This is a genomic window from Chitinophaga varians, from assembly GCF_012641275.1.
Taxonomy (GTDB): Bacteria; Bacteroidota; Bacteroidia; order Chitinophagales; family Chitinophagaceae; genus Chitinophaga; species Chitinophaga varians_A.
In genome coordinates this window covers 112794-133325 of sequence record NZ_JABAIA010000003.1, presented here as the reverse complement: position 1 = coordinate 133325, position 20532 = coordinate 112794, and the positions used below count along the sequence as shown (strand labels likewise).

The following is a 20532-nucleotide window of genomic DNA, read 5'->3' as shown; positions in this document are numbered from 1 at the left end:
GTTATGTGGCAGTTATAATCGGAATTTTTACAATGAACATATCACCGGCCTGCAATACTTCAATTCCCTGTTCGCTGATCAGCGCGTAGCGCTTCTGTATGTTCTCCAGTCCTATACCGGACGATATCTCCGTGCTGGCTTTGCGACGGATATGATTGGACACCACCAGGCATCCGTCTTCATGTTTAACGTTGATCACCAGCGGATCGGCGGAAGAAAAACGGTTATGTTTGATCGCGTTTTCGATGAGCAGCTGCAACGACACCGGTGGTATCATTCCTTTACTGCGTACTTTTTCATCGATATCGATCCCGAACTGTATGCTCTGCTGATGCCGTATGCGCATCAGGAAGAGATAAGACTCCAGGAAGTCCAGCTCTGTTTGTATGGTGACAAGGTTCTCAAATTTTTTATCGAGGATATAACGATAGGTCTTCGCCAGCTGTGTGATATAGTCAGCCGACAAATCCGGGCTTTTGTACACCAGGTTGGTCAGCACGCTCAGCGAATTAAAAAAGAAATGCGGGTCTATCTGGTTCCGCAGCGCGTCGTACCGCGCCTGTATATTCTCCCGCTTCAACCGCTCCGCCTGCACCTGGTACTCTTTCCAGGCGGTATAATAATAAATGATGCCGTTGAAGGTCAGTATCAGCAGGTAAAACATGAAGATACCAAAGTTGAGATCATAGCTCAGCCGCTTAAAACTCTCCCATGCTTCATAACGGTGAAACAGTACGATGTCGGTGACTGCATAGAGGAAACCGAAGCCAATAGCGGCCAGCATACCATACAACACCAATGCACAACACAGGAGCGTCAGCCGGCGGGAAGCGCTGCCGCCTCCTATCCGCTTTTCCAGCACCCGGGCCAGCCACACCGCCCCTTCCCATACGATCAGCCCGAAAACCACGTATACCAGACTGAAGGTCCACCCCCTCACGTCCATCACCCGCAAATCATTCACAAACGTGTGGTCAAAAGATTTGAAGATAATGCTGAAAGTGAACAATACCAGTATCCTGGACAGATACAGGAACAGCTTGCTGGAGAATAAAGGTTCGTTTTCCTGGAAATTCATAATATACCGTACTCCTAAAAATAGTTATTTTCCCGGAACCAGTTGAATGCACCGCTGACGGCATCTTCAATCGGTGTATATCTCACCTGCAGCTCCCGTTCTGATTTTTTCCCTGAATAATAATTGTCGATACACAACAGGTAAGCCGATGTGTAATTCAACTTGCTGTGAAACCGTGTAAACCGCTGCAGGAGCGATCCTGCCATACCGCCGATTTTCAGCGCCACCTTTGGAATACGCACCATCAGTTTCTTTTCTCCCGCCACCCGGTTTACCAGGGCAAAAAACTCCCGGTAACTGAGGTTATGCCCGGCCAACAGGTAACAGTCGCCCGTTTTGCCATACATGATCGCATTGATGATTCCCCGGCACACGTCCTGTATATGCACGAAATTTTTTCCTCCCGGAGGATAAAACAGCACTTTCTTACCCAGACCGTACAACAGCAACTTGCCTGAACTAGGCTTCACATCGCAGGGGCCAAGCATAAAAGTGGGATTGACCACCACTCCCGGCAGCCGCGATGCCGCCACCTGTTCCAGCACATATTGCTGTGCAAGGTATTTGGTATTGATATACCCCGAATTGGCGTTGAACAGGGTGAAGCCGTTCAGCTCACTGCCCGGATGCAGGCGGCTGCCCGGCCCGATCGTATTGGCCGTGCTCACGTAAATGAACCGTTCCACCTTATGCCGGATACAGGCTTCCACGATATAACGCGTACTGGTGTAGTTGATCCGTTCGTATTCCTCAAAAGGGATGTCCCACTGATCAGTGATACAGGCCGCATGCACCACGATGCTGCAACCGGCCACCGCGGCCATCACATCGTCCGGATTATCGATATGCCCGTAGTACACTTCACAGGGAATATCGGCAATACCTTTCAGATCGGCGGTAGGCCTTATCATCGCCTTGATGTCATATCCCTGCCTGTATAGTTCCCGGGTAAGATTGGAGCCAAGGAAACCGTTGGCGCCTGTCACTAGTACTGTCTTCATGTTTTTGCTCAGATGGTAAATTGTATTTCCTTTTTCACTTCCCTCGACACCAGTTTCAGTTTAAATGACAACGGCAGCAGCTGCATCAGGGTGTGATTGATGCGGTTCATCAGCCCGGGGATGATCACCCGGCATTTGCTGAACGTTCCTTTCAGCGCGATGGCTGCTATCTCCGATGTGTTCAGCAGTCCCATTTTGCCTTTAAAGCCCTGCCCGATGATCCGGCGGGAGGTATGTGAATTGGTCATGATAGGCCCGGGGTACACTACGCTCACAAACAAACCGGTGCCGGACAGCTCTTCTCTCAACCCCAGGAAAAAAGAAGAGATGAAAGCCTTGGAGGCTGGATATACCGTTTTATAGGCAATAGGCGTGAATGCCGCCATGCTGGCGATATTCATGATATAACTCTCCTTGTGTTGCAACAGGTGCGGTATCAGCATCCGGGTAACGATCACGGTGCTGCGGATATTCAGCTGGATGATACTGTCTATCCGTTCCAGCGAAGTGTCCGTGATAGCGGACGTACCGCCAATGCCGGCGTTGTTGACCAGGAAATCCACCTGGTATTGGGACATCACTTCCTCCAGCGTTTGTTGCAATAAAGTGGTATTGGTCATATCGAATTCAAAAAACCGGACGTCCACCCCGTATTCCAGCTCGAGGCTTTCTGCCAGGGAGAACATATTACCTCCCGGCAGTGCCATCAGGATAAGGTTCCGGCCCATCGCAGCACATTGCCGGGCGAACTCCTTTCCCAATCCTGAACTGGCCCCTGTGATCATTGTGTACTTTGCAGGTTTCATCATATGATTGTTGGCTTTTAGTCGTCAAAACAGCCCTCGCTGTCTTTGCTCATATTACCGGACACAAAAATGCAGTAGCGCGAGGCTACTGCAAATGAATTTCCTTCGAGTTGAGGAAAAAAGACCCTGAGCCGTCAGACCAGCTTTTCAGCCGGTGTGAGCTTCTGACCAATACCGCCGTCTACCAGCAGCTCTTCGCCGGTGGTGAAGGTGGCGTCGAAAGCGAGGAACAGCACGGCTTTGGCCACTTCTTCGGGGGAACCGTGGCGGCCCATCGGGGTAAGGATATCGCCGGTTTTGCGGAAAGCAGCCCTTTCTGCTTCGGTGGCGTCGGTCACCCCCATGGTAGGCGTGTCTATAAAGCCGGGGCTGACAGCATTCACACGGATACCTTTAGGCAACAATTCCGCGGCGAAATTTTTCGCGAAAGCCCGTAACGCCGCTTTGGTGCCGGCATACACGCTCATCCCCGCATAACCGGAACTGTCGGCCACAGAGGTGGTGAAAACAATTGACCCGCCGCGGCTGATCAGCGGCACCAGCTGCTGCACGGTGAAAAAGCTGCCCCGCGCATTGATGGCAAAAGCCTGGTCATAGGCTTCCGGGGTCACGGTGTCCAGCATGGTCAGGGAGGAGATGCCCACGTTGATATACAGCAGGTCGATAGCGCCCAGTTTCTCCCGGACAATAGCGCCCAGCTCTTTGATATCCGCTATGCTGGCGGCATCGGAGACAATGGCATGCGCCCTGTCGCCCAGCGTCCGGCGGACAGCCTCCACATTGGCGGGATTGCGGCCTGTCAGCAGTACTGTAGCGCCCTCTTCGAGCAACATTTTCACGGTTGCCAATCCAATGCCGTGCGTTCCGCCGGTGACTACCACTTTCTTTCCTTCGTATTTACCTGGTTTCATGTTACTTGTTTTTGTGTTGAATTGATTTGCTTCGAATGTGTTTGTTGTTCGTTTTTTTGACAACACAAAGTGACGCCGATAAAGGGAAAGAGTCAAGAATGGCAATTATCTTCGGATACGGATAATTTTTTCCGTATACCCCGTTTGCGGAAATAGGGATAAATTTGTCAGTGTATAAAAACCGAGACGATGTACGAAAAGAAGATTCCCAAAAACTTTAGCTGTGGCATGGCCGTACTGATGGAAATTATCGGCGGCAAATGGAAATCCTATCTGATTTATCTGATCAACAACGATGTGAGGAGACCTGCCGACCTGCAACGGGCCATCCCTTCCGCAAGCCGCCGGGTGCTGGACCTCCAGCTGCGGGAACTGGAATTTCATGGTATCATCAAAAGAGTGATCTATCCGGAGATGCCGCCTAAAGTGGAATATTTCCTTACCCCTTTTGGTGAATCGATGTTGCCCGTGGTGGCTGCTATGGAAGCATGGGGAGGAGAATATATGGAAACTTTCCGCCAGCTGATGGAAAGCAAAAAGAAAAGCATCCTTACAGATGGTGAATCTGTGGAAATAAAACAGGAACCCGTAATCCGGCGCCGCCGCACCCTGGCAAAAGCAGTATAGGCGTCTATTCCACTCCCCTGACGGCAGAGAGGCCGACCGGCAGGTAAACAGTGAAGCGGGTGCCTTTGTCTACGTTGCTTTCCACGGTGATCGTACCGTTGTTCTGTTGGGCGAACTCTTTACAGAGAATCAGTCCGAGGCCTGTTCCCCGCTCCCCGCTGGTGCCGTAGCCGGGGCTCTGGTTATAGGAGAACAGGTTTAACACCTGCGTAGGCGGCATGCCCGTGCCATGGTCTGTAATGCTGATGCCTACCTGTGCGCCCGCCATCTGGGCTTTCAGCTCTATCACGCCACCGGCATAACTGAATTTGAGCGCGTTGCTGAGGAAATTACGCAGTATCACCGATACCTGGTCCTTATCGGCATACAACATCAGTTCGTCCGGAATGCTGGTCTCCACCGTAATGCCTTTCTGCTGGATCGTCATCTCAAAAAAATACAAGACCTCAGTGGCCAGTGGTCCCAGGTAAAAATTAACCGGCTGCGCCTGAATACCTTTCATACTGCGGGAGCTCCAACGCAACACATTATCCAGCGAGCCTCCCAGCTGGGATATCTTTTTATGCAGGATGGCCGCTGCGTCTTCCATCTCATCTTCCGGGTACTCCCCTTTGCGGAACATGTCCAGCAGGATTTCCAGCGTGGCCAGCGGACTGCGGATGTCATGCGCCACAATGGAGAAAAGTTTCTCTTTGTCTTTGTTCATAGTGGCCAGCGCCTCCCGCTGCTTTTCTATCTCCGCCTGGTAATCTGACTGGATATGTTTGAAAAAACTCAGGGCCACGATGATAAAAACAAGGGACGTGGCTATATTGGCCCATACCCGTACCCGTGGCACGGGTTCTGCCAGGTACCAGTGCTGCGGCATCAGCACAATCAACAGGAAAGCGCTAATGATCAGCAGTCCCAGACCGGCATTGAGCCATTTATTGTCATACACCAGCAGGCAGCTGATGAGGATATTGAGCAGGAAATATTCCGCGCCGTTGTGAAAGAAAAGACCTGTAACGGTGTATATCGCCACGCTACAGAGAATGGCCACCATGCGGGCGCTGAGGTAACGCTGCTTCCAGTGCAGCCATAATACAAATACGTTGATAGAGCTGGTCAGCAGGTTAAAGACGGCCAACAGGTAGCGGCCCTGGCTACAGTTCAGGACAGCGAAAAACAGCATAAAGGGAATGCAGGGAATGGACAGCAGGTTCAATAGTTTGGTACGCCGGGATTCAATGAAGGGCATCAGCGGAGTTACGCCAACATTGACGATATAATTCCACGCTCGCAGTGTAAGTTGGTATAGATAGCCAGAAAGACCCTTATGCATAGGACTGCAAATATACCGCGAAAATCGGCTTATCAAGCAGTCCCTAGCCTTCTTTTCCGGCGGGCCACAACATGATGTCCAGCAACACCGCAGCCGTCAGCATCAAAATAAAGAGAATGATCCTGAAGGCCGGTACCATGCCACCCACCTCATTTTCCCGGTATTGATGCCAGGCTTCCACCACTTTTCCGCCGTATTTTACGATCAGCACAGCTTCGATGACGAGAAAAACCAATATTACTGTCCATTCAGAGTAAGGATGCATAGCGCTTGCGTTATTTGTTTTGGTGATCCCGGGGCTGAAACCCTGGGTGAAGATGTTATTCAGGTACATTCGTCCTCTTCATACTGAACAGCCTGAAACACAATGTAGCCCAGGGCTTCAGCCCCGGGACACTATAAAGATTGTCGTTTCAGCTCCTCCACGGCGTGGTTGGCTGCCCTGGCGGTAAGCGCCATATAGGTAAGGCTTGGGTTCTGGCAGGCGGAAGAGGTCATACAGGCGCCATCGGTCACGAATACGTTTTTCACGGCATGTACCTGGTTCCATTCGTTGAGCATGGATGTTTTAGGGTCCCTGCCCATGCGGGCGGTCCCCATTTCATGAATGGCCATACCGGGATAGGAATCGCGGTCGAACGGCTGTACGTTTTTCAGGCCTGCGGCTTCCAGCATGGCGGCGGCCTCGCCGGCCATGTCCCTGCGCATTTTCTTTTCGTTGTCTTTGAATTCGCAGTTGATCTTCAGTACCGGCTGGCCCCAGGCGTCCTTCACGGTATGGTCAAGGCTGACCATATTTTCTTTATAGGGCAGGCATTCGCCGAAGCCCATCAGTCCCATCTGCCATGGGCCGGGTTCTGAGATATAATCTTTAAACGCGCCGCCTACGCCCAGTTCGGCAATACCTCTCGCCCATCCGTTACGGCTGCTGTAGCCGGTATAACCGAAACCGCGCAGGTAGTCCCGTTTGTCTTTACCTACATTGGCAAAGCGCGGGATATAAAAACCGGCGGGGCGCTGGCCGTGGTAGTATTTATCTGCGAAGTCTTCTGATATGCCGCTGGCGCCGGCATGGAAATGATGGTCCATCAGGTAATGGCCCAACACGTCGTTATCATTGCCCAGTCCTTGCGGGAAGCGGTTGGACGTGGAGTTGAGCAGCACAAAGGTGCTGGCCAGCGCGGAAGCGTTGAGGAAGATGATCCGGGCATGATACTCGGTCATCTCCCTGGTGTGTTTGTCGATGACACGCACGCCGGTGGCTTTGCCTTTCTTTTCGTCGTAGATGATACTGTTGACCAGGGAGTCTGTCAGCAAGGTAAGATTGCCTGTTTTCACCGCTGCCGGCAGTGTAGATGCCTGTGTGCTGAAGTATGCACCGAAGGGGCATCCGCGGGAGCAGCGGTCGCGGTACTGGCATTTGTTACGGTCGCCGATGGCCTGTGTGAGGTTGGCGGTGCGGAAGATGGTCATGCGTCTTTCGGGGAAAGCCGCTTCCAGCTTACCTTTCACATGTTTTTCAAAGCAGTTCATTTCCATCGGTGGCTGAAACACGCCGTCCGGCAGGTGTGGCAGCCCTTCTGCCTGCCCGCTGATACCGGCGAAAGCTTCCACATGGGAATACCACGGGGCCAGGTCTTTATAGCGTATCGGCCAGTCGATACCGATGCCTTCTTTGAGATTAGCTTCAAAATCCAGGTCGCTGAGACGCAGGGAACCGCGGCCCCACATGATGGACCGGCCACCCACGATATCAGCACGCTGCCAGTCGAACCGCTTTTCTTCGGTGTACGGGTTTTCGCCGTCTTTCATCCAGTAACTATGGTTGAATTCCGTGTAGACTTTCTCCCGGATAAGATATTGATGGTCTTTTTTCTGCCCGTTGGTAAGCACGCCGCGGTGGGGCACTTCCCAGGGCGCGGCGGTAGCCGTTTCGTAATCCTTTACATGTTCCAGCTGACGGCCCCTTTCTATCATCAGCACTTTCAGTCCTTTTTCACACAGCTCTTTGGCTGCCCAGCCACCGGTAATACCGGAGCCTACTACTATCGCGTCGTATGTATTGGCCGCTTCGGCCTTCAGATTCAGATTGATCATTCCACGGAATTTACTGGCAGGCCGAAAAATAATAAAATATTCATACAAACCTAACAGAAAAGGGACGACCGGAAAGCCATGCAGATGATCTGCTTCCTTCTTTCAGCGCCACATGCCGACTGAAGAGCATTGATTTGACAGGATCATTTATCGCCTTTCAGTTTTACCACCACCCCGGGCTTGCGGCTCTTTATGCCGTATTGCTTTTTCAACGCGGCTTTATCGAGAATAACAAGGCTGGCGAAAGTCTCCGCGGTAACTTCGGCGAGAGACGATTCAGGCTGATGGGACAAGGGTTTTCCTCTCAGGATATATATCACTCCGCTGTCAGCATCCGGCGACGGCACCAGTTTACGGTAAGCCTCATCCAGGCTGAAGATATTCCAATAACGGTGACGTACAAACTTTTTTGTTTCGATAAAAATGGCTCCCTTGCTGCCCACCAAAATTTTGTCTGTGGAATGCGTTAACGTCGTCACACGGCTAATATTGCCGGAGGCAAATACCCGGTCCAGGTCGGGCACCAAAACACTGTCTACATAGTAATTCGCAGACGCTGTCAAGTCCAGCCCGGATTCCGCAGGATGGCAGCCATAAACAAGATCGATGCCGGCAATGGGCTTTTTTCTATAGTAAGCGTCATCTATGGGATATAAGGGCTTCCGGCTGTAGTCTTTTTTTACATAAAACTGAATCAGGCTGTTGGATAGTATCAGGTAATCACTACCCGGTCGCGACATCCACATCCATCTGTTTACCAGTTCAGGATACATCCGGAGCACATCGGCGGCCTTCAGGCACCGGACATCAATCGCTTTTCCATCCGGTAGTTTGCCTTTGAAATCAGGTGTAAGCCGGATTTTGGTGATATAGCGGCTGTTCCGTTCTGTTTGAAAGATCATGCCCGGGTATCTGGCAGTAATATATCCTTTGCCATATTCATAACTACTGTCCGGACGGAGCGCCTTTTCCGGATACTCCATTTCCGTCACTTTTACTGGTTGAAGGGCATTACCGGCCTTTTCCAGATCATCCAGCGTGGTATAACAAAGACAGACACCGGCAACGGTCCGCTCGGGTTTGTCAAGTGAGGGTTGTTGAGCATACACGGTACCGCTGGCAAGCAGCATACCGAAGAGCAGGGGTAACCTTATGGCGGGCGTGGGAAATGCGGTTTCACTAAAGATAAATAAAAGAACCGCAACAATCAGACGACTGTGCGGCTTTTTTCACTTTAAACCAATTACTACTTTGGTGGGTACTGCATAAGAGAATTTTCAAAAGAATATTGGGGTACAACAAACAATGGGAATTACTGATTAAGACGACGCTAATTAGTAGTTCGCATGGCGGAAGGAAAGCAGCGTTAAGGCTATAAGCCCTTGTCATACACCGTGTTAAATGATGGTCAGACAAAAGCTGCCCTCTCTTCGGAAACAAAATTATCGTGATTACCGACAGGCGAATAGTACAAATGCGACATTTTTTTTATTGGTTCATCATCCGGTGAAGACGGATCGTGTTCTCCAGGGAGGTCTCGTCCAGGATGGAGGGGGTGATGCCAGCGAACTCCTTAAAATCACGGATAAAATGCATCTGGTCATAGTAGCCGCTCATATGCGCAATGCGCGTCCAGGTGGCTTCCGGATGCAGCTCTTTCAGGTGGTAGGCCTTACAGAAACGGATCAACCGCGCATAACGTTTCGGCGACATACCCGTACGCTCCACCACTTTACGTTCAAACTGCCGTACGCTCACACAGGCGTCGGCAGCGAGCTTTTCGATGGTCATATTTCCGGCGTTCGCCACCAGGTTGGTCATCACCAGATCTACCGGCAGCAAAGGTTTGAGACGGGACAGTTTTTTGAGCAGGTAGGTTTGTACGATACGGACCATCAGGTCCCAGTCATCTGTATTCTCCTGTAACTGTTCATTGATTTCCTTTATTTCATTGCCCAGCAGCATGCTGGTATCGAAGTCCTGTTCCTGCATTTCCGTCATGGGGATATTGAGCAGCCGAAACAACCCTCCGGGCTTAAATGCCACGCCCAGCGCCAGGTGATGCCGCCCCAGGTCCAGCATTACGGAGCGTTCCAGCGGCCCTACTGTCAGTGACACCGACTTGGTCTGGAAATCGTTGCTGTATACCCGCAACACTTTAATAGGGTCTTTGATATAAAACATGATATACCGCTGATAGGCAGGCACAAAACGGTACATATTGGAAAGTTCCGGTGATTTGGCAAAATCAGCTTCATAGATAGTGATGTTGGCAACAACGTCCTGCAGCGCAGGGTGTGGCGTATAGGCTTTCATGCGTGGGTTCATCTTCCTCAGTTTTATAGGTTATTTATCGACCGGCACTCCCAACCAATGCCCGCCATCAAACAAATGTAAACATTCACCTTCATAGTATGATACTGTGCCGGGCTGTTCAGAAAACACCAGCCAGGGGTAAAATTCGCCCTAAAAATACCGGAAAATTTGAAGATCTTGGCCTCCACATCAATCGTTTGCTTATGTCTTCGAGAAGAAATTTCCTGCTGCAGGCCTCCCTGGGACTGGCAGCCACCGGCCTCACGCCTTTGCTGTCAGCAGCACGCCCGGCAACACCGCCACCGGCGAAAGACCGTTTGTCCATCGGCATAGCCGGATATACCTTTTTCAAATTCAAAGCGGACCAGGCCATCGCGATGATGCAAAGGGCCAATATCAGCCACATCTCCCTGAAAGATGTCCACCTGCCGCTGCAAAGCAGCCCGGAGCAGATAGCAGCCGTACTCTCACAGTTCCGTGACGGCGGTATCAACGTATACGCTGTAGGCGTGATCTATATGAAAACGAAGCAGTCGGTAGACGATGCCTTTGCCTATGCCAAAAAAGTCGGGGTGCCCATGATCGTCGGCGTACCCACGCCCGAACTACTGGACTATACAGAACAACAGGTAAAACAATACGACATACGCCTCGCCATTCATAACCACGGCCCGGAAGACGCACTGTACCCCGGCCCGCGCAATGCATGGGAACATATCAAAAACCGCGACGCGCGCATGGGCCTCTGCATCGATATCGGCCACGCCACACGCGCCGGCGAAGATCCGGCCAAAGCAGTACTGGCCTATAAAGACAGGGTATTTGACCTGCACCTGAAAGATGTGACGGTAGCCTCCAAAGAGGGCAAACCAACAGAAATAGGCCGTGGCGTCATCAACTTCAGCAGCTTCGTCAACGCACTGGATAAAATACGCTACAAAGGCATCTGCAGCATTGAATACGAAAAAGACATGAACGACCCGCTGCCAGGCATCGCCGAATCAGCAGGCTATTTCAAAGGCGTGGCCAATGCCGTAAAATCATAATCCCCGGGGCTTAAGCCCTGGGCTACGTTGTGTTTTAGATTCCTTTGAGGGCAGCGTAGAAAATTTTCGGTCTGGTTTCTTCTTATGAACCACCTGAAGAATAACAGAACGGCCCGGATACCATTAGATTCAGACTGATCGGGTGGGCAAAAATAAAATTCTCAGGTCCATTAGTTGTTTCCATACAAAACAGCCTGAAACAGAACGTAGCCCAGGGCTTCAGCCCTGGGATCGCGCAATATGTTCATTCCGGCGATGCAGGAATAGACAACAACGGCACAGGAGAATTGTACGCCAGTTCCTTGGAAATGCTTTTATGGAAGATGGAAGAGATAAACGAGTGTTTTTTAGGCACGGTCACCACCAGGGAGGCGTGATGTTCTTTCGCAAACTCCAGCACGCTGTCAGCGATATGCGTGCCAGTCACATAATGGAAGGCCGGATTGTACTTTTCCAGGGTATCATGCAGCAGCGTGATTTCATTCCTGGTATTATCAGAATATTTATCGGCTGCGGGCGGTTCCACATTGACGATATGAACTTCCGGACGGAGCAGGTCGAGGAAACGATGCAGCTGTTCCAGTGAGGCTTTGGAGATATTCTGCAGGTCGGTGGAAAAAACAACGCTGCTGATCTTTTTCCCTACTACAGCCTCCTGCGGCACTACCAGCACCGGGTATTCACTTACTTTCAGCACCTGTGAGGTATTGCTGCCCATAAAAAACTGTTGCAGCCCCGTCTTGCCTGCAACGCCCATTACGACCAGGCCTACATTTCTTTCACGACAGAGCTTGTTCAACTGGTCAGGCAGATACGCGTCTTCCGCCAGTAGTTCATACTTCACGTTGGCATCGGTCATCATGCGCAGCTGGTCCTGCAGGGAGGCCAGTTTCTCCATATGCTCCACATAGACCAGGTTCTCCACCTGTGGCGCGGGCACCGGTATATCGGAGCCCTGTACCATCGTGCGGTAAGCATGGTAGAGGATCAGGTTTTCCACGCCCAGCAAAGGCGCCAGGCTGGTAGCATATTCCGCCGCACGAAAGGCGGCATCGGAAAAGTCGGTTAATATAAGTATCGATTTCATGACATCTTCATTTTCAGATGTGGTGAAAAAAAAGGGATTGAACATTAGCTCCGCCCAATCCCTGTCTGCCGGTTTCAACGTTGTTCATCAAGACGGAAAGACACTTTACAGATTGCCCCATAAGTGGTGATCTTACCATCCTTTACGTGTACCTTGAAGTCCTTCACAAATACAGAATCTACATTATGGATGGTTTTGCTTACTTCCTGCACGGCATTCTGCACAGCGTCTTCAAAACCTTTTTCGGAGGAGGCGATCACCTCGATTACTTTAACGATAGCCATAAGAAAAGTTTTAAATGATGAAAAAATAGGGCGTGTATATTAAAACAAACTGCCTACCGGTTTGGTTAACCCCGGCACCGTGGCGGATTACAGCAGGCATAAAGACAAAGCGGGCAGGCAATATTTCCCCCGGAACGCTACCCGGAATGTGCAATCCCCGCTACAGTAAAAGGTTGTGCCGGTAAAGGTTTTCATTGAAAATCAATCGGTTTCCGGAAGGTATGTTCGCTGGCATGGTCCTTTCATTATAGTAAGCAGATGTTTCTGAAAAGGGGTGGTTTGGTAAAACAACACCTGAGATTATACCCTTACAACCTGAACTGGGTAATACCAGCGTAGGAAAGCAGGAAACACCAGAAAGGCACTGGAGAACCCGGCGCCTTTCTTTTTTTGCATACACCTACTAGATAAGTTGTCATTTTGTCACCAAACCGTTTATTATCAATCCTTTAATCCTGCAATTTTTTCATTTCCGTATAGTATTATGTGTTATATTAGCTGACAAACACTACGGCAGGCTTTTTGTTATAATCCCAGCTCAGTCATGCATATCAGGAAAAGATGAATGTCCCGTTTGTAAACACTTATTTTCACACTATGCTACCATAAATAGGTTTAACCCTGATTTGTGCAGTATCCGTGAGGATTATACACCATAACCAACGAATGAACAACTACCAGCATTATTCCTTTGACCTCTGGTTAACCTTGATCAGATCTAATCCTTCCTATAAACGGGAACGGACGAAATTCTTTTTTGATCATTTTAATCCCCGGCAAAAATCACTCGAAGAAGTGGAACGTATCTTCCGCAGGATTGACCTGTTGGCCAATGCCATCAACGAAAAAACAGGTGGCAATCTAGATACCGACACCCTTCATCTGATGGTGATCAGCGAGATCAATGACCATCAGTACGACTTTGGGTCGATTGACCTGGCAGCACTGTACAACGAAATGGAAGCCCTGGTGTTCCGGCACCGGCCGGTCGTGTATTGCTCCGCCACCGTGGACGTGCTGCGTACGTTGCATCAGCGGCAGGACTGTACCCTCAGCTTATTGAGCAATACTGCTTTCATTAAAGGGCGTACCCTGAGGAAGATACTGGAGGAGCTGGAACTGGGCCGGTACCTGCATTTCCAGCTGTATTCGGATGAAACAGGCATGTCCAAGCCCAATCCCGGTATGTTCCGGCTCATGCTCGATTCCATTGCCACTACCAGGAACGGGGCGGCCGTCCTGCCCCAACAGATCATACATATAGGCGATAACGTAAAGTCTGATATCCGGGGCGCCACCAGGGCCGGCATTCATTCGTTACTGGTCAATTCCAACAATCAATGTATTTCAAGCCTGCTTAACTGATGACGACGACATACTCCCTCCATAAAATCACTGACACCAGCCAGTTCGGATTTTGTCCGGATGATTACAGCCGTTTTAAATTCGGTGATGACCTGGTAGCTGAAAGGTTCGGCGCCACACTGGCTGACGGGTTTATTGAACAGCACCTGAAAGGCCGCACTATCCCACAACTGGTGGTGGTGTCCAGCCCCTATGCGTTCATTCCCACCGCTACGTTCTCCATGAAGAACCACTTCGTGTTCCGGCTCAACCGCTGGCTGGCGGCCAACGGGCACCCTGTCACTCAGGAAACGAAAGTACACCGCACCATCACCTATAAGGAAGATTACGGGGAACTGGACGCCGAACAGCGGCTGAAACTGATTGGCAACGATTCGTTTCATATCGACCGGGAATTTCTGGCAGGCAAAACCATCGTGTTCCTGGACGATATCCGTATCACCGGCGGCCATGAACGCATGATCCTCAAAATGGTGGACACCTACGGCCTCTCCAACGAGATGTACCTGCTGTATTATGCGGAATTGCAGAACAACAGCATTCATCCCAACATCGAGAACCATCTGAACTATCATTTTGTCAAATCGATCTTCCACCTGGAGAAAATCATCCGGGACGAGCGGTTTGCCATCAATACCCGTATCGTAAAATATATTCTCAACTACGATTTCGATTCATTTTGTATTTTCCTGCAAAATCAGTCGGACCAGTTTATCAATATGCTGTATGATATGGCCATCGGCAACGGTTATCATACCATCGGGGCCTATCAGCAAAATCTTCAGTATATTAACCACTATATTTTTCATAGAAAACATAAAAGCATACAACATGGCAATTAATTTGCAAAAAGGACAACGGCAGGCGATTAATGCTCCCAAATTCACGATTGGCCTGGGATGGGATGTGAACTCCTCTTCCACCGGCACCAGCTTCGACCTCGATGCTTCCATCTTTGTGATGGGCGACAACAAAAAAATCCTGTCAGACCAGCACTTTGTGTTTTACAACAACCTCGTTTCCCCTGACGGCAGCGTGGAACATACCGGCGACAACCTCACCGGCGAAGGCGGCGGCGATGATGAGCAGGTTAAAATTGACCTCTCCAAGGCAGATCCAAGAGTGACTGAAATATGCGTGGTAGTGACCATCCATGACGCAGAAGCCAGAAGACAGAACTTCGGCCAGGTGAGAAATTCCTATGTACGTATATTCGATCCTGCTACTAACGAAGTGATCCTGAAATATGAACTGGAAGAAGACTTCTCTATCGAAACAGCCGTAGAGTTCGGCCGTATCTACAAACGCGGCGACGAATGGAAATTTGAAGCTGTAGGCGTAGGCATGAAAGGCGGCCTGCAGGACTACCTGAACAAATACAACTAATCTATTCCATACCATTTCCATTAAACAACCCGACAAATGGCAATTAATCTCCAAAAAGGCCAACGTATCAGCCTCGAGAAAAGCAACGGTACTAAACTGCAAAATATCTGTGTGGGCATCAACTGGGGCGCCATCGAAAAGAAAGGCCTCTTCGGCATGTCCAAATCCAAAGAAGCCGTAGACCTGGACGGCAGCTGCGCCCTGTTCAACGAACAAAAACAACTGCAGGAAGTCGTATATTTCGGTAACCTGCGCTCCCAGGACGGCTCCATCCGCCACAGCGGTGACGACCTGACGGGTGATATGAACGGCAACGACGGCCTCGACAACGAAGTGATCACCGTAGACCTCTCCCGCCTGAACCCAAGCGTGAACTACGTCGCTTTTGTGCTCAACAGCTTCCGTGGCCACGATTTCGGCACCATTCCGTTTGCTTCCATCCGCATATACGAAGGCACCCCTTCCCGTGTAAACGAAGTATTTGCCACTTACGACATCGCCAGCGGCCCCGGTTTTGCCGGCCACGTCTCCATGGTAATGGGCGTATTTTACAGGAAAAACGGCGAGTGGAAATTTAACGCCATCGGAGAACCCACCCGTGACCGTAAGTTGCAGGAAACTGTGGACACTGTGTCCAGGCAATACCTGTAGTCCTTACCTTTGCAATGCTATCACACATTAATCTGATACCTTATGGAATCTAATCCGAATGTTACTGATCAGGCGCTTCCCGTGGTAAGACTGGACAAAGACGGCAATGCCGACCTTGCCCGTATCACCCCTGAAGAAACGCAGAAATATAATGAGCTCAATAAGTCGCTGGTCACCACCGACGTGAACTCCATCCTGAACTACGGCGCCGACGTACAGAGCTCCATGGAGCGCTACAGCAACGAGTTCCTGACCTCTGTGCGTACCTACAACTCCGGAGAAGTAGGTGGCCTGATCAATGAACTGCTCACTGAGCTGAACTACGTGGACGTGGATGAGCTCAACCCCAGCGGGCTGAAGGGCTTTCTCTCCAAAGTGCCGTTCCTGAAAAAACTCGTTGTCGACGCGCAGAAACTCTTCCAGAAATATGATACCGTAGTGGCCAACATCGACAAGATCACCAACAAGATCAAAGCGGGCCGTATCAATTCCCTGAAAGACAACAGTTCCCTGCAAACCATGTTCGACAGCAATGTCAACTATATTAAACAGATGGAAGACCTGATCATCTCCGGTCAACTGAAGTATAATGAACTGACACAGAAACTGGCCGAAATGGAAGCCAACGCCGGCAACTACAACGACTATGAAATTGCGGACCTTCGCGATTTCGTCAGCCGTCTGGATAAAAGGCTCGCAGACATGAAGATCGTTCGTTTCATCATGCTGCAGTCACTGGCGCAGATCAGACTGGTACAGAACAACAATACCTCTATCGCTGAAAAGGCGCAGTCTATCATCTCCACTACCATCCCTGTCTGGAAAAACCAGCTCACCATCGCGGTAGCGCTGCAACGCCAGAAGGCCAACGTGGAAATGCAACGCAAAGTTTCCGATACCACCAACACCATCCTGCAGAAAAATGCAGACCTGCTCAAACAGAACAGCATCGAGGTGGCACGGGAAAACGAAAAGACCGTGGTGTCTGTCGAAACACTGAAACGCACCACCCAGTCGCTCATCGAAACGTTGCATGAAGTGAAGAGGATCCACGACCAGGGCGCCGAAAGCCGTAAAGTGCTCAACGGTGAACTGCAAAACCTGGAAACAGAGCTGAAGAAAAATGTAACTAATGTTCGATAACCGTGTGTAGATAATGGAGGATAACCTGGCGATTATATTAAATGACTCAAATAAAACCAACGGCAAACTACAGCTGCTGTCCGCTTTTTTTGAAGAAGAGATTATTTATAAAATATATCTCCGAAGCCAGGTTGTCCATAAATTATTCGAAACCAACCCAGAACTGGACATCAATAAGCTGGAGCTGTTCCACCTGCAATACACCGCATCCGCCATCGAGCTGCTGAAAAAAATCAAGGCCTCCAACGAAAGGAACGTCAGCCTGATCTATGATGAAATACAGCTCAACAAAGAAATGATGGAGAAGCTGAACAGCTCCGTCTTTTCCGAAAAAAACTACGACCTCGACAAACAAAAACAGGCGCTGAAAATAAACCTGTCGCTTCGCAGGCTGTACCAAACCCTGTCGGACAACACGGACGAATACCCGTTCTCCAAAAACATCAATACCTTCAGCAGCCGTTTCTCCCAGGATTTTTATTACGATATCTCCGCGGACCAGATGATGGCCCTCGTTCATTACGATGCGGCAGATGTCTATAAAAACAATTACGCCACTATCCAGAAGAAACTCATGGGACTGCTCTGCAAACATGAGTTCCGCACGGAATTCTTCTGTGGCCTCAAAACCGGTAGCATGATCGCGGAAGTGTACCGCTTCCTGGACATCGACCGGCATTTCCTTTTCTTCCCCTCCAAAAACCTGTTTTTGCTGTGTGACCTCTCCGCTATTCCGGACATCGACTGGACCAACTCCCTGTCCAAAAAAGCCAGGATCATCCAGGAAATGACCGATAAAAACGATCAGCTGGAAAGCAGGGCCAATATCCTCAAAACCGCTATCCCCGACAATGTCCGGGCTTTGCTGCAGGAGTATTATGATAAAATCTCCGAGGTAGACTTCCTTCAGAAAATCGGTAACTATGACGTACAAACGAACATCCTGCGCACCATGCTCAACACCGATACCCTCTAAAAAAAAATTGCATCAGCCCGAAGACCAATGCAATTTTTATATTTAGGTATTTAGTTGTTTATTACGCCTTTTCCCCTTCCAGCTTAGCTGTGGCGCCTCTTTTAGGCACGTTAAACAGTGCAGAAGTAATGATCGGCACCAGGAACACGCCTACGGTCAGGATAGAAGTCCATACGTCAGCGATGTGGCTTTCGAGGAATTTGGTCACCGGAGATTCTGTGTTGTAATGTTCCCACAGGGACAGTGACAGCTTCAGGCCCAGGATAGCGATCACGATATAGGCGGCAGTTTCCAGGAAAGCGAATTTAGTCATCAGTTTCACGAAAGCCTGCGCCACAAAACGCATGGCGAGGATACCGATAAATACGCCGAGGCAAACCAGCAGGATGTTGTCTGTGAATGCTACCGCAGCGAAGATATTATCAATAGAGAAGGCCATGTCCATCAACTCTACCAGCGCCACAGTGGCCCAAAAGGGACCGATAGCGCCTACCGTCATCTTATACAGCCAGTTTTTTTCCTTGTCAATGGATGCTTCCTCTTCTTCTTCAGCGGCTTTGGCTTTGGCACGTTTTTCTTTTGCCCAGCTGAACACCAGGTACAGCAGGTACAGGCCACCCAATGCTTTGAGCCACCAGAACTGGATCAGGAAGGAAGCAAACAGCATCGCAAGGCCACGGAACAAATAAGCGCCAAAAATACCATACTTCAGTGCGCGGTCACGTTGTTTTTCAGGCAGGTCCATTACCATAGTGGCCAGTACCGCAGCGTTATCAACGGAAAGCAAACTTTCGATGATAATCAGGTTGCCCACCACAATCAGGGACGGGATGGGATTGTCAATAATTTGTTGGAATAGTTCTGCAAAATTCATTTCAGTGTGTTTTTTATAGGTATTTATTTGTTCGCCATTGTGATGATCACCACCCTGCCGCCTTCTTCGCGGGAGAGCAGGAGTTTTTTGCCGTCGGTCAGTTCCACCATGCTGCCGGGTGGTATTTCCCTGTCTTCCGTCAGGTCTTTCAGGGTAGTTAGTTTCTGGTTGACCAGCACCCATTTGTTCTGATGGAAGGTAAAATAGCCGACAGGCACTTTCTGTTCCGCTGTCAGCCGCTCATTGCGGATGATATTGCGGTTGGCATGCCATTGAAACAGGTATTGGTTATGGTAGACCATCAACCGGTGGTTTTCCGGTTTCCAGACGGTCGGTTTAAATTCATAATACAAATCCAGCACCGGCAAGGTGCCTTTATGCGGCGTGCCACAGAACGGGCATTTCGGGGAGATGGTATTATCAAACACGTACCATTTCTGTTCGCAGGCAGCATTGCTGCAGGGCTGCATCAGGTCGGTGGTCTTCAGCAGCGCCTGTTCCCACATTTCCGCCGGCGGCCTGTTATTGGGCTGATGCAGGCCGGTAATGAAGGCCTGGTCAAACAGCTCTTTCAGGTAAGGGCCTGTGATGGTGTAGGGCAGTTTCGTCACATCTGCCCAGGGCAGCTCTTTTGGGTTCAGCTGGTTCAGCTTCGGCCGGTTGGAGGCATCCTGCGGATGTTCGATGAACAGGGCTTTTTCGCCCATAGACAGCAGATCGTCTTTTTCCGTGTCCAGGTCGTGTACCTTGCCGCCCTTTAGCGGATGCCGATACAGCAGGTACATATAGATCATGACGGCCAGCGCGTGCAGGTCCGTCAGCCGGTTCGGCAGTTTGCGGTTGGCGTCCTTGACGTCCAGGTGTTTGGTGGCCAGCACTTCCGGTGCAATGAAATCGGCGGTGCCGATCACATCGGGCGGAAAAAGGCCGGGCACTACGAGGCCGTCTATATCAATGATGGCGGCCGATTTGCTCACCGGGTCCACCAGCACGTTTTTATAGGACAGGTCGGAATGGGCCAGGCCGGCGGCATGCAGGCGTTTTACCCCACGTGCGATATTGACGCAGATCTGAAAATAACTCAGCCAGTTGCCCAGCTCCGTTTCGTCGAGACGCAGGGCGAATTGTTTGTTCCTGAATTTGGGGGAAGCAAACCATTTGCCCTCTTTTTCCTTTCCTCTGATCAGATCATTGGAAGCGTATCCTTTTTTGAAAAAGAAGTTTTGGTTGTAGCAGGGAACGATCAACCCTACTTTTTTGTCCAGTTCCACCATGTCGGTAGGCCAGCAGTACAGGTCTTTGTAGTAGTGGCCGCCTTCGCGGTTAAAGAAACTGTTATAGTATTCGGTCACAATTTTACGCAGCCGTTCGCGGGAGCTGAAATCCTGGTCATCCCGGTAGAACGCCACCACATAAGATTTATCGGGGCTGAAATACACATCTTTCATTCCACCACGCATAGGTTCGCCGTTATCAATATACTGATAAGACTTGCCTGCGTTAATGACGGAATGGACAGTTTTAGTGTTCATGATGTTACGGTGTTACCTAATCAATATG

21 protein-coding genes and 1 riboswitch are annotated in these 20532 nt (G+C 50.1%); of the genes, 8 read left to right on the top strand and 13 right to left on the bottom strand.

Annotated features, from left to right (window positions below; all coding sequences use genetic code 11):
• Position 1 precedes the first annotated feature (1 nt).
• The 4 genes from HGH92_RS24200 to HGH92_RS24185 form a co-directional block, all read right to left on the bottom strand.
• Positions 2-1078, bottom strand: coding sequence for a sensor histidine kinase (locus HGH92_RS24200; protein ID WP_168873394.1), 1077 nt, complete (start codon positions 1076-1078; stop codon positions 2-4).
• Between the two features lie 14 nt (positions 1079-1092).
• Positions 1093-2079, bottom strand: a complete 987-nt coding sequence (locus HGH92_RS24195) for an NAD-dependent epimerase/dehydratase family protein (RefSeq protein WP_168873393.1) — start codon at positions 2077-2079, stop codon at positions 1093-1095.
• Between the two features lie 8 nt (positions 2080-2087).
• The gene (locus HGH92_RS24190) at positions 2088-2888 is read right to left on the bottom strand and encodes an SDR family NAD(P)-dependent oxidoreductase (RefSeq protein WP_247655046.1); all 801 of its coding nucleotides are present in this window, start codon (positions 2886-2888) and stop codon (positions 2088-2090) included.
• A 131-nt stretch (positions 2889-3019) separates the two neighbouring features.
• Positions 3020-3796: an SDR family oxidoreductase gene (locus HGH92_RS24185; protein ID WP_168873392.1), complete on the bottom strand. Its 777-nt coding sequence runs from the start codon at positions 3794-3796 to the stop codon at positions 3020-3022.
• Positions 3797-3985: 189 nt separating this feature from the next.
• Here HGH92_RS24185 and HGH92_RS24180 point away from each other — a divergent pair, with 189 nt between their 5' ends.
• Positions 3986-4423 carry a winged helix-turn-helix transcriptional regulator gene (locus HGH92_RS24180; protein WP_168873391.1) on the top strand — a complete coding sequence of 146 codons (438 nt, stop codon included), beginning with the start codon at positions 3986-3988 and terminating at the stop codon, positions 4421-4423.
• A gap of 4 nt (positions 4424-4427) precedes the next feature.
• Here the strand turns inward: HGH92_RS24180 and HGH92_RS24175 are convergent, their stop codons facing one another.
• The 5 genes from HGH92_RS24175 to HGH92_RS24155 all read right to left on the bottom strand — a co-directional run bounded on the left by HGH92_RS24175 (position 4428) and on the right by HGH92_RS24155 (position 10172).
• The gene (locus tag HGH92_RS24175; protein WP_168873390.1) at positions 4428-5663 is read right to left on the bottom strand and encodes a sensor histidine kinase; all 1236 of its coding nucleotides are present in this window, start codon (positions 5661-5663) and stop codon (positions 4428-4430) included.
• Between the two features lie 127 nt (positions 5664-5790).
• The gene (locus HGH92_RS24170) at positions 5791-6012 is read right to left on the bottom strand and encodes a hypothetical protein (RefSeq protein WP_168873389.1); all 222 of its coding nucleotides are present in this window, start codon (positions 6010-6012) and stop codon (positions 5791-5793) included.
• A 131-nt stretch (positions 6013-6143) separates the two neighbouring features.
• On the bottom strand, positions 6144-7844 hold the full coding sequence (locus HGH92_RS24165) for a GMC oxidoreductase (RefSeq protein ID WP_168873388.1): 1701 nt from the start codon (positions 7842-7844) through the stop codon (positions 6144-6146).
• 143 nt (positions 7845-7987) lie between these two features.
• A complete protein-coding gene (locus tag HGH92_RS24160) occupies positions 7988-8974 on the bottom strand; it encodes a hypothetical protein (protein ID WP_168873387.1) in 987 nt (328 codons plus the stop codon).
• Between the two features lie 358 nt (positions 8975-9332).
• On the bottom strand, positions 9333-10172 hold the full coding sequence (locus HGH92_RS24155) for a helix-turn-helix domain-containing protein (RefSeq protein WP_168873386.1): 840 nt from the start codon (positions 10170-10172) through the stop codon (positions 9333-9335).
• A gap of 191 nt (positions 10173-10363) precedes the next feature.
• Between HGH92_RS24155 and HGH92_RS24150 the strand changes: the two genes are divergently transcribed.
• Entirely contained in the window at positions 10364-11206 is an 843-nt protein-coding gene (locus HGH92_RS24150; protein ID WP_168873385.1) for a sugar phosphate isomerase/epimerase family protein, read from the top strand.
• A 244-nt stretch (positions 11207-11450) separates the two neighbouring features.
• Here HGH92_RS24150 and HGH92_RS24145 read toward each other — a convergent pair whose 3' ends face one another.
• Both HGH92_RS24145 and HGH92_RS24140 read right to left on the bottom strand, forming a co-directional pair.
• On the bottom strand, positions 11451-12293 hold the full coding sequence (locus HGH92_RS24145) for a universal stress protein (protein WP_168873384.1): 843 nt from the start codon (positions 12291-12293) through the stop codon (positions 11451-11453).
• A 74-nt stretch (positions 12294-12367) separates the two neighbouring features.
• On the bottom strand, positions 12368-12577 hold the full coding sequence (locus tag HGH92_RS24140) for a dodecin family protein (RefSeq protein WP_168873383.1): 210 nt from the start codon (positions 12575-12577) through the stop codon (positions 12368-12370).
• 259 nt (positions 12578-12836) lie between these two features.
• A riboswitch (TPP riboswitch) is annotated at positions 12837-12936 on the top strand.
• A 349-nt stretch (positions 12937-13285) separates the two neighbouring features.
• Between HGH92_RS24140 and HGH92_RS24135 the strand changes: the two genes are divergently transcribed.
• The 6 genes from HGH92_RS24135 to HGH92_RS24110 are packed head-to-tail and all read left to right on the top strand — an operon-like array spanning position 13286 to position 18098.
• Positions 13286-13942 carry an HAD family hydrolase gene (locus tag HGH92_RS24135; RefSeq protein WP_211092734.1) on the top strand — a complete coding sequence of 219 codons (657 nt, stop codon included), beginning with the start codon at positions 13286-13288 and terminating at the stop codon, positions 13940-13942.
• Positions 13942-14784 carry a phosphoribosyltransferase family protein gene (locus HGH92_RS24130; RefSeq protein WP_211092733.1) on the top strand — a complete coding sequence of 281 codons (843 nt, stop codon included), beginning with the start codon at positions 13942-13944 and terminating at the stop codon, positions 14782-14784. Before HGH92_RS24135 ends, HGH92_RS24130 begins: the two co-directional genes overlap by 1 nt.
• A complete protein-coding gene (locus HGH92_RS24125) occupies positions 14774-15328 on the top strand; it encodes a TerD family protein (protein WP_168873381.1) in 555 nt (184 codons plus the stop codon). The genes HGH92_RS24130 and HGH92_RS24125 overlap by 11 nt, the downstream gene beginning before the upstream one ends.
• Before the next feature lie 36 nt (positions 15329-15364).
• Positions 15365-15979, top strand: coding sequence for a TerD family protein (locus tag HGH92_RS24120; protein WP_168873380.1), 615 nt, complete (start codon positions 15365-15367; stop codon positions 15977-15979).
• A gap of 42 nt (positions 15980-16021) precedes the next feature.
• Positions 16022-17122: a toxic anion resistance protein gene (locus HGH92_RS24115; protein WP_168873379.1), complete on the top strand. Its 1101-nt coding sequence runs from the start codon at positions 16022-16024 to the stop codon at positions 17120-17122.
• A gap of 13 nt (positions 17123-17135) precedes the next feature.
• Positions 17136-18098 (top strand): hypothetical protein, encoded by a 963-nt coding sequence (locus HGH92_RS24110; protein ID WP_168873378.1) that lies wholly within the window; start codon positions 17136-17138, stop codon positions 18096-18098.
• 61 nt (positions 18099-18159) lie between these two features.
• On the opposite strand, the gene HGH92_RS24105 is transcribed toward HGH92_RS24110, so the two are convergent.
• Positions 18160-18972 carry a TerC family protein gene (locus HGH92_RS24105; protein WP_168873377.1) on the bottom strand — a complete coding sequence of 271 codons (813 nt, stop codon included), beginning with the start codon at positions 18970-18972 and terminating at the stop codon, positions 18160-18162.
• 23 nt (positions 18973-18995) lie between these two features.
• On the bottom strand, positions 18996-20504 hold the full coding sequence (locus HGH92_RS24100; protein WP_168873376.1) for a helix-hairpin-helix domain-containing protein: 1509 nt from the start codon (positions 20502-20504) through the stop codon (positions 18996-18998).
• Positions 20505-20532 lie beyond the last annotated feature (28 nt).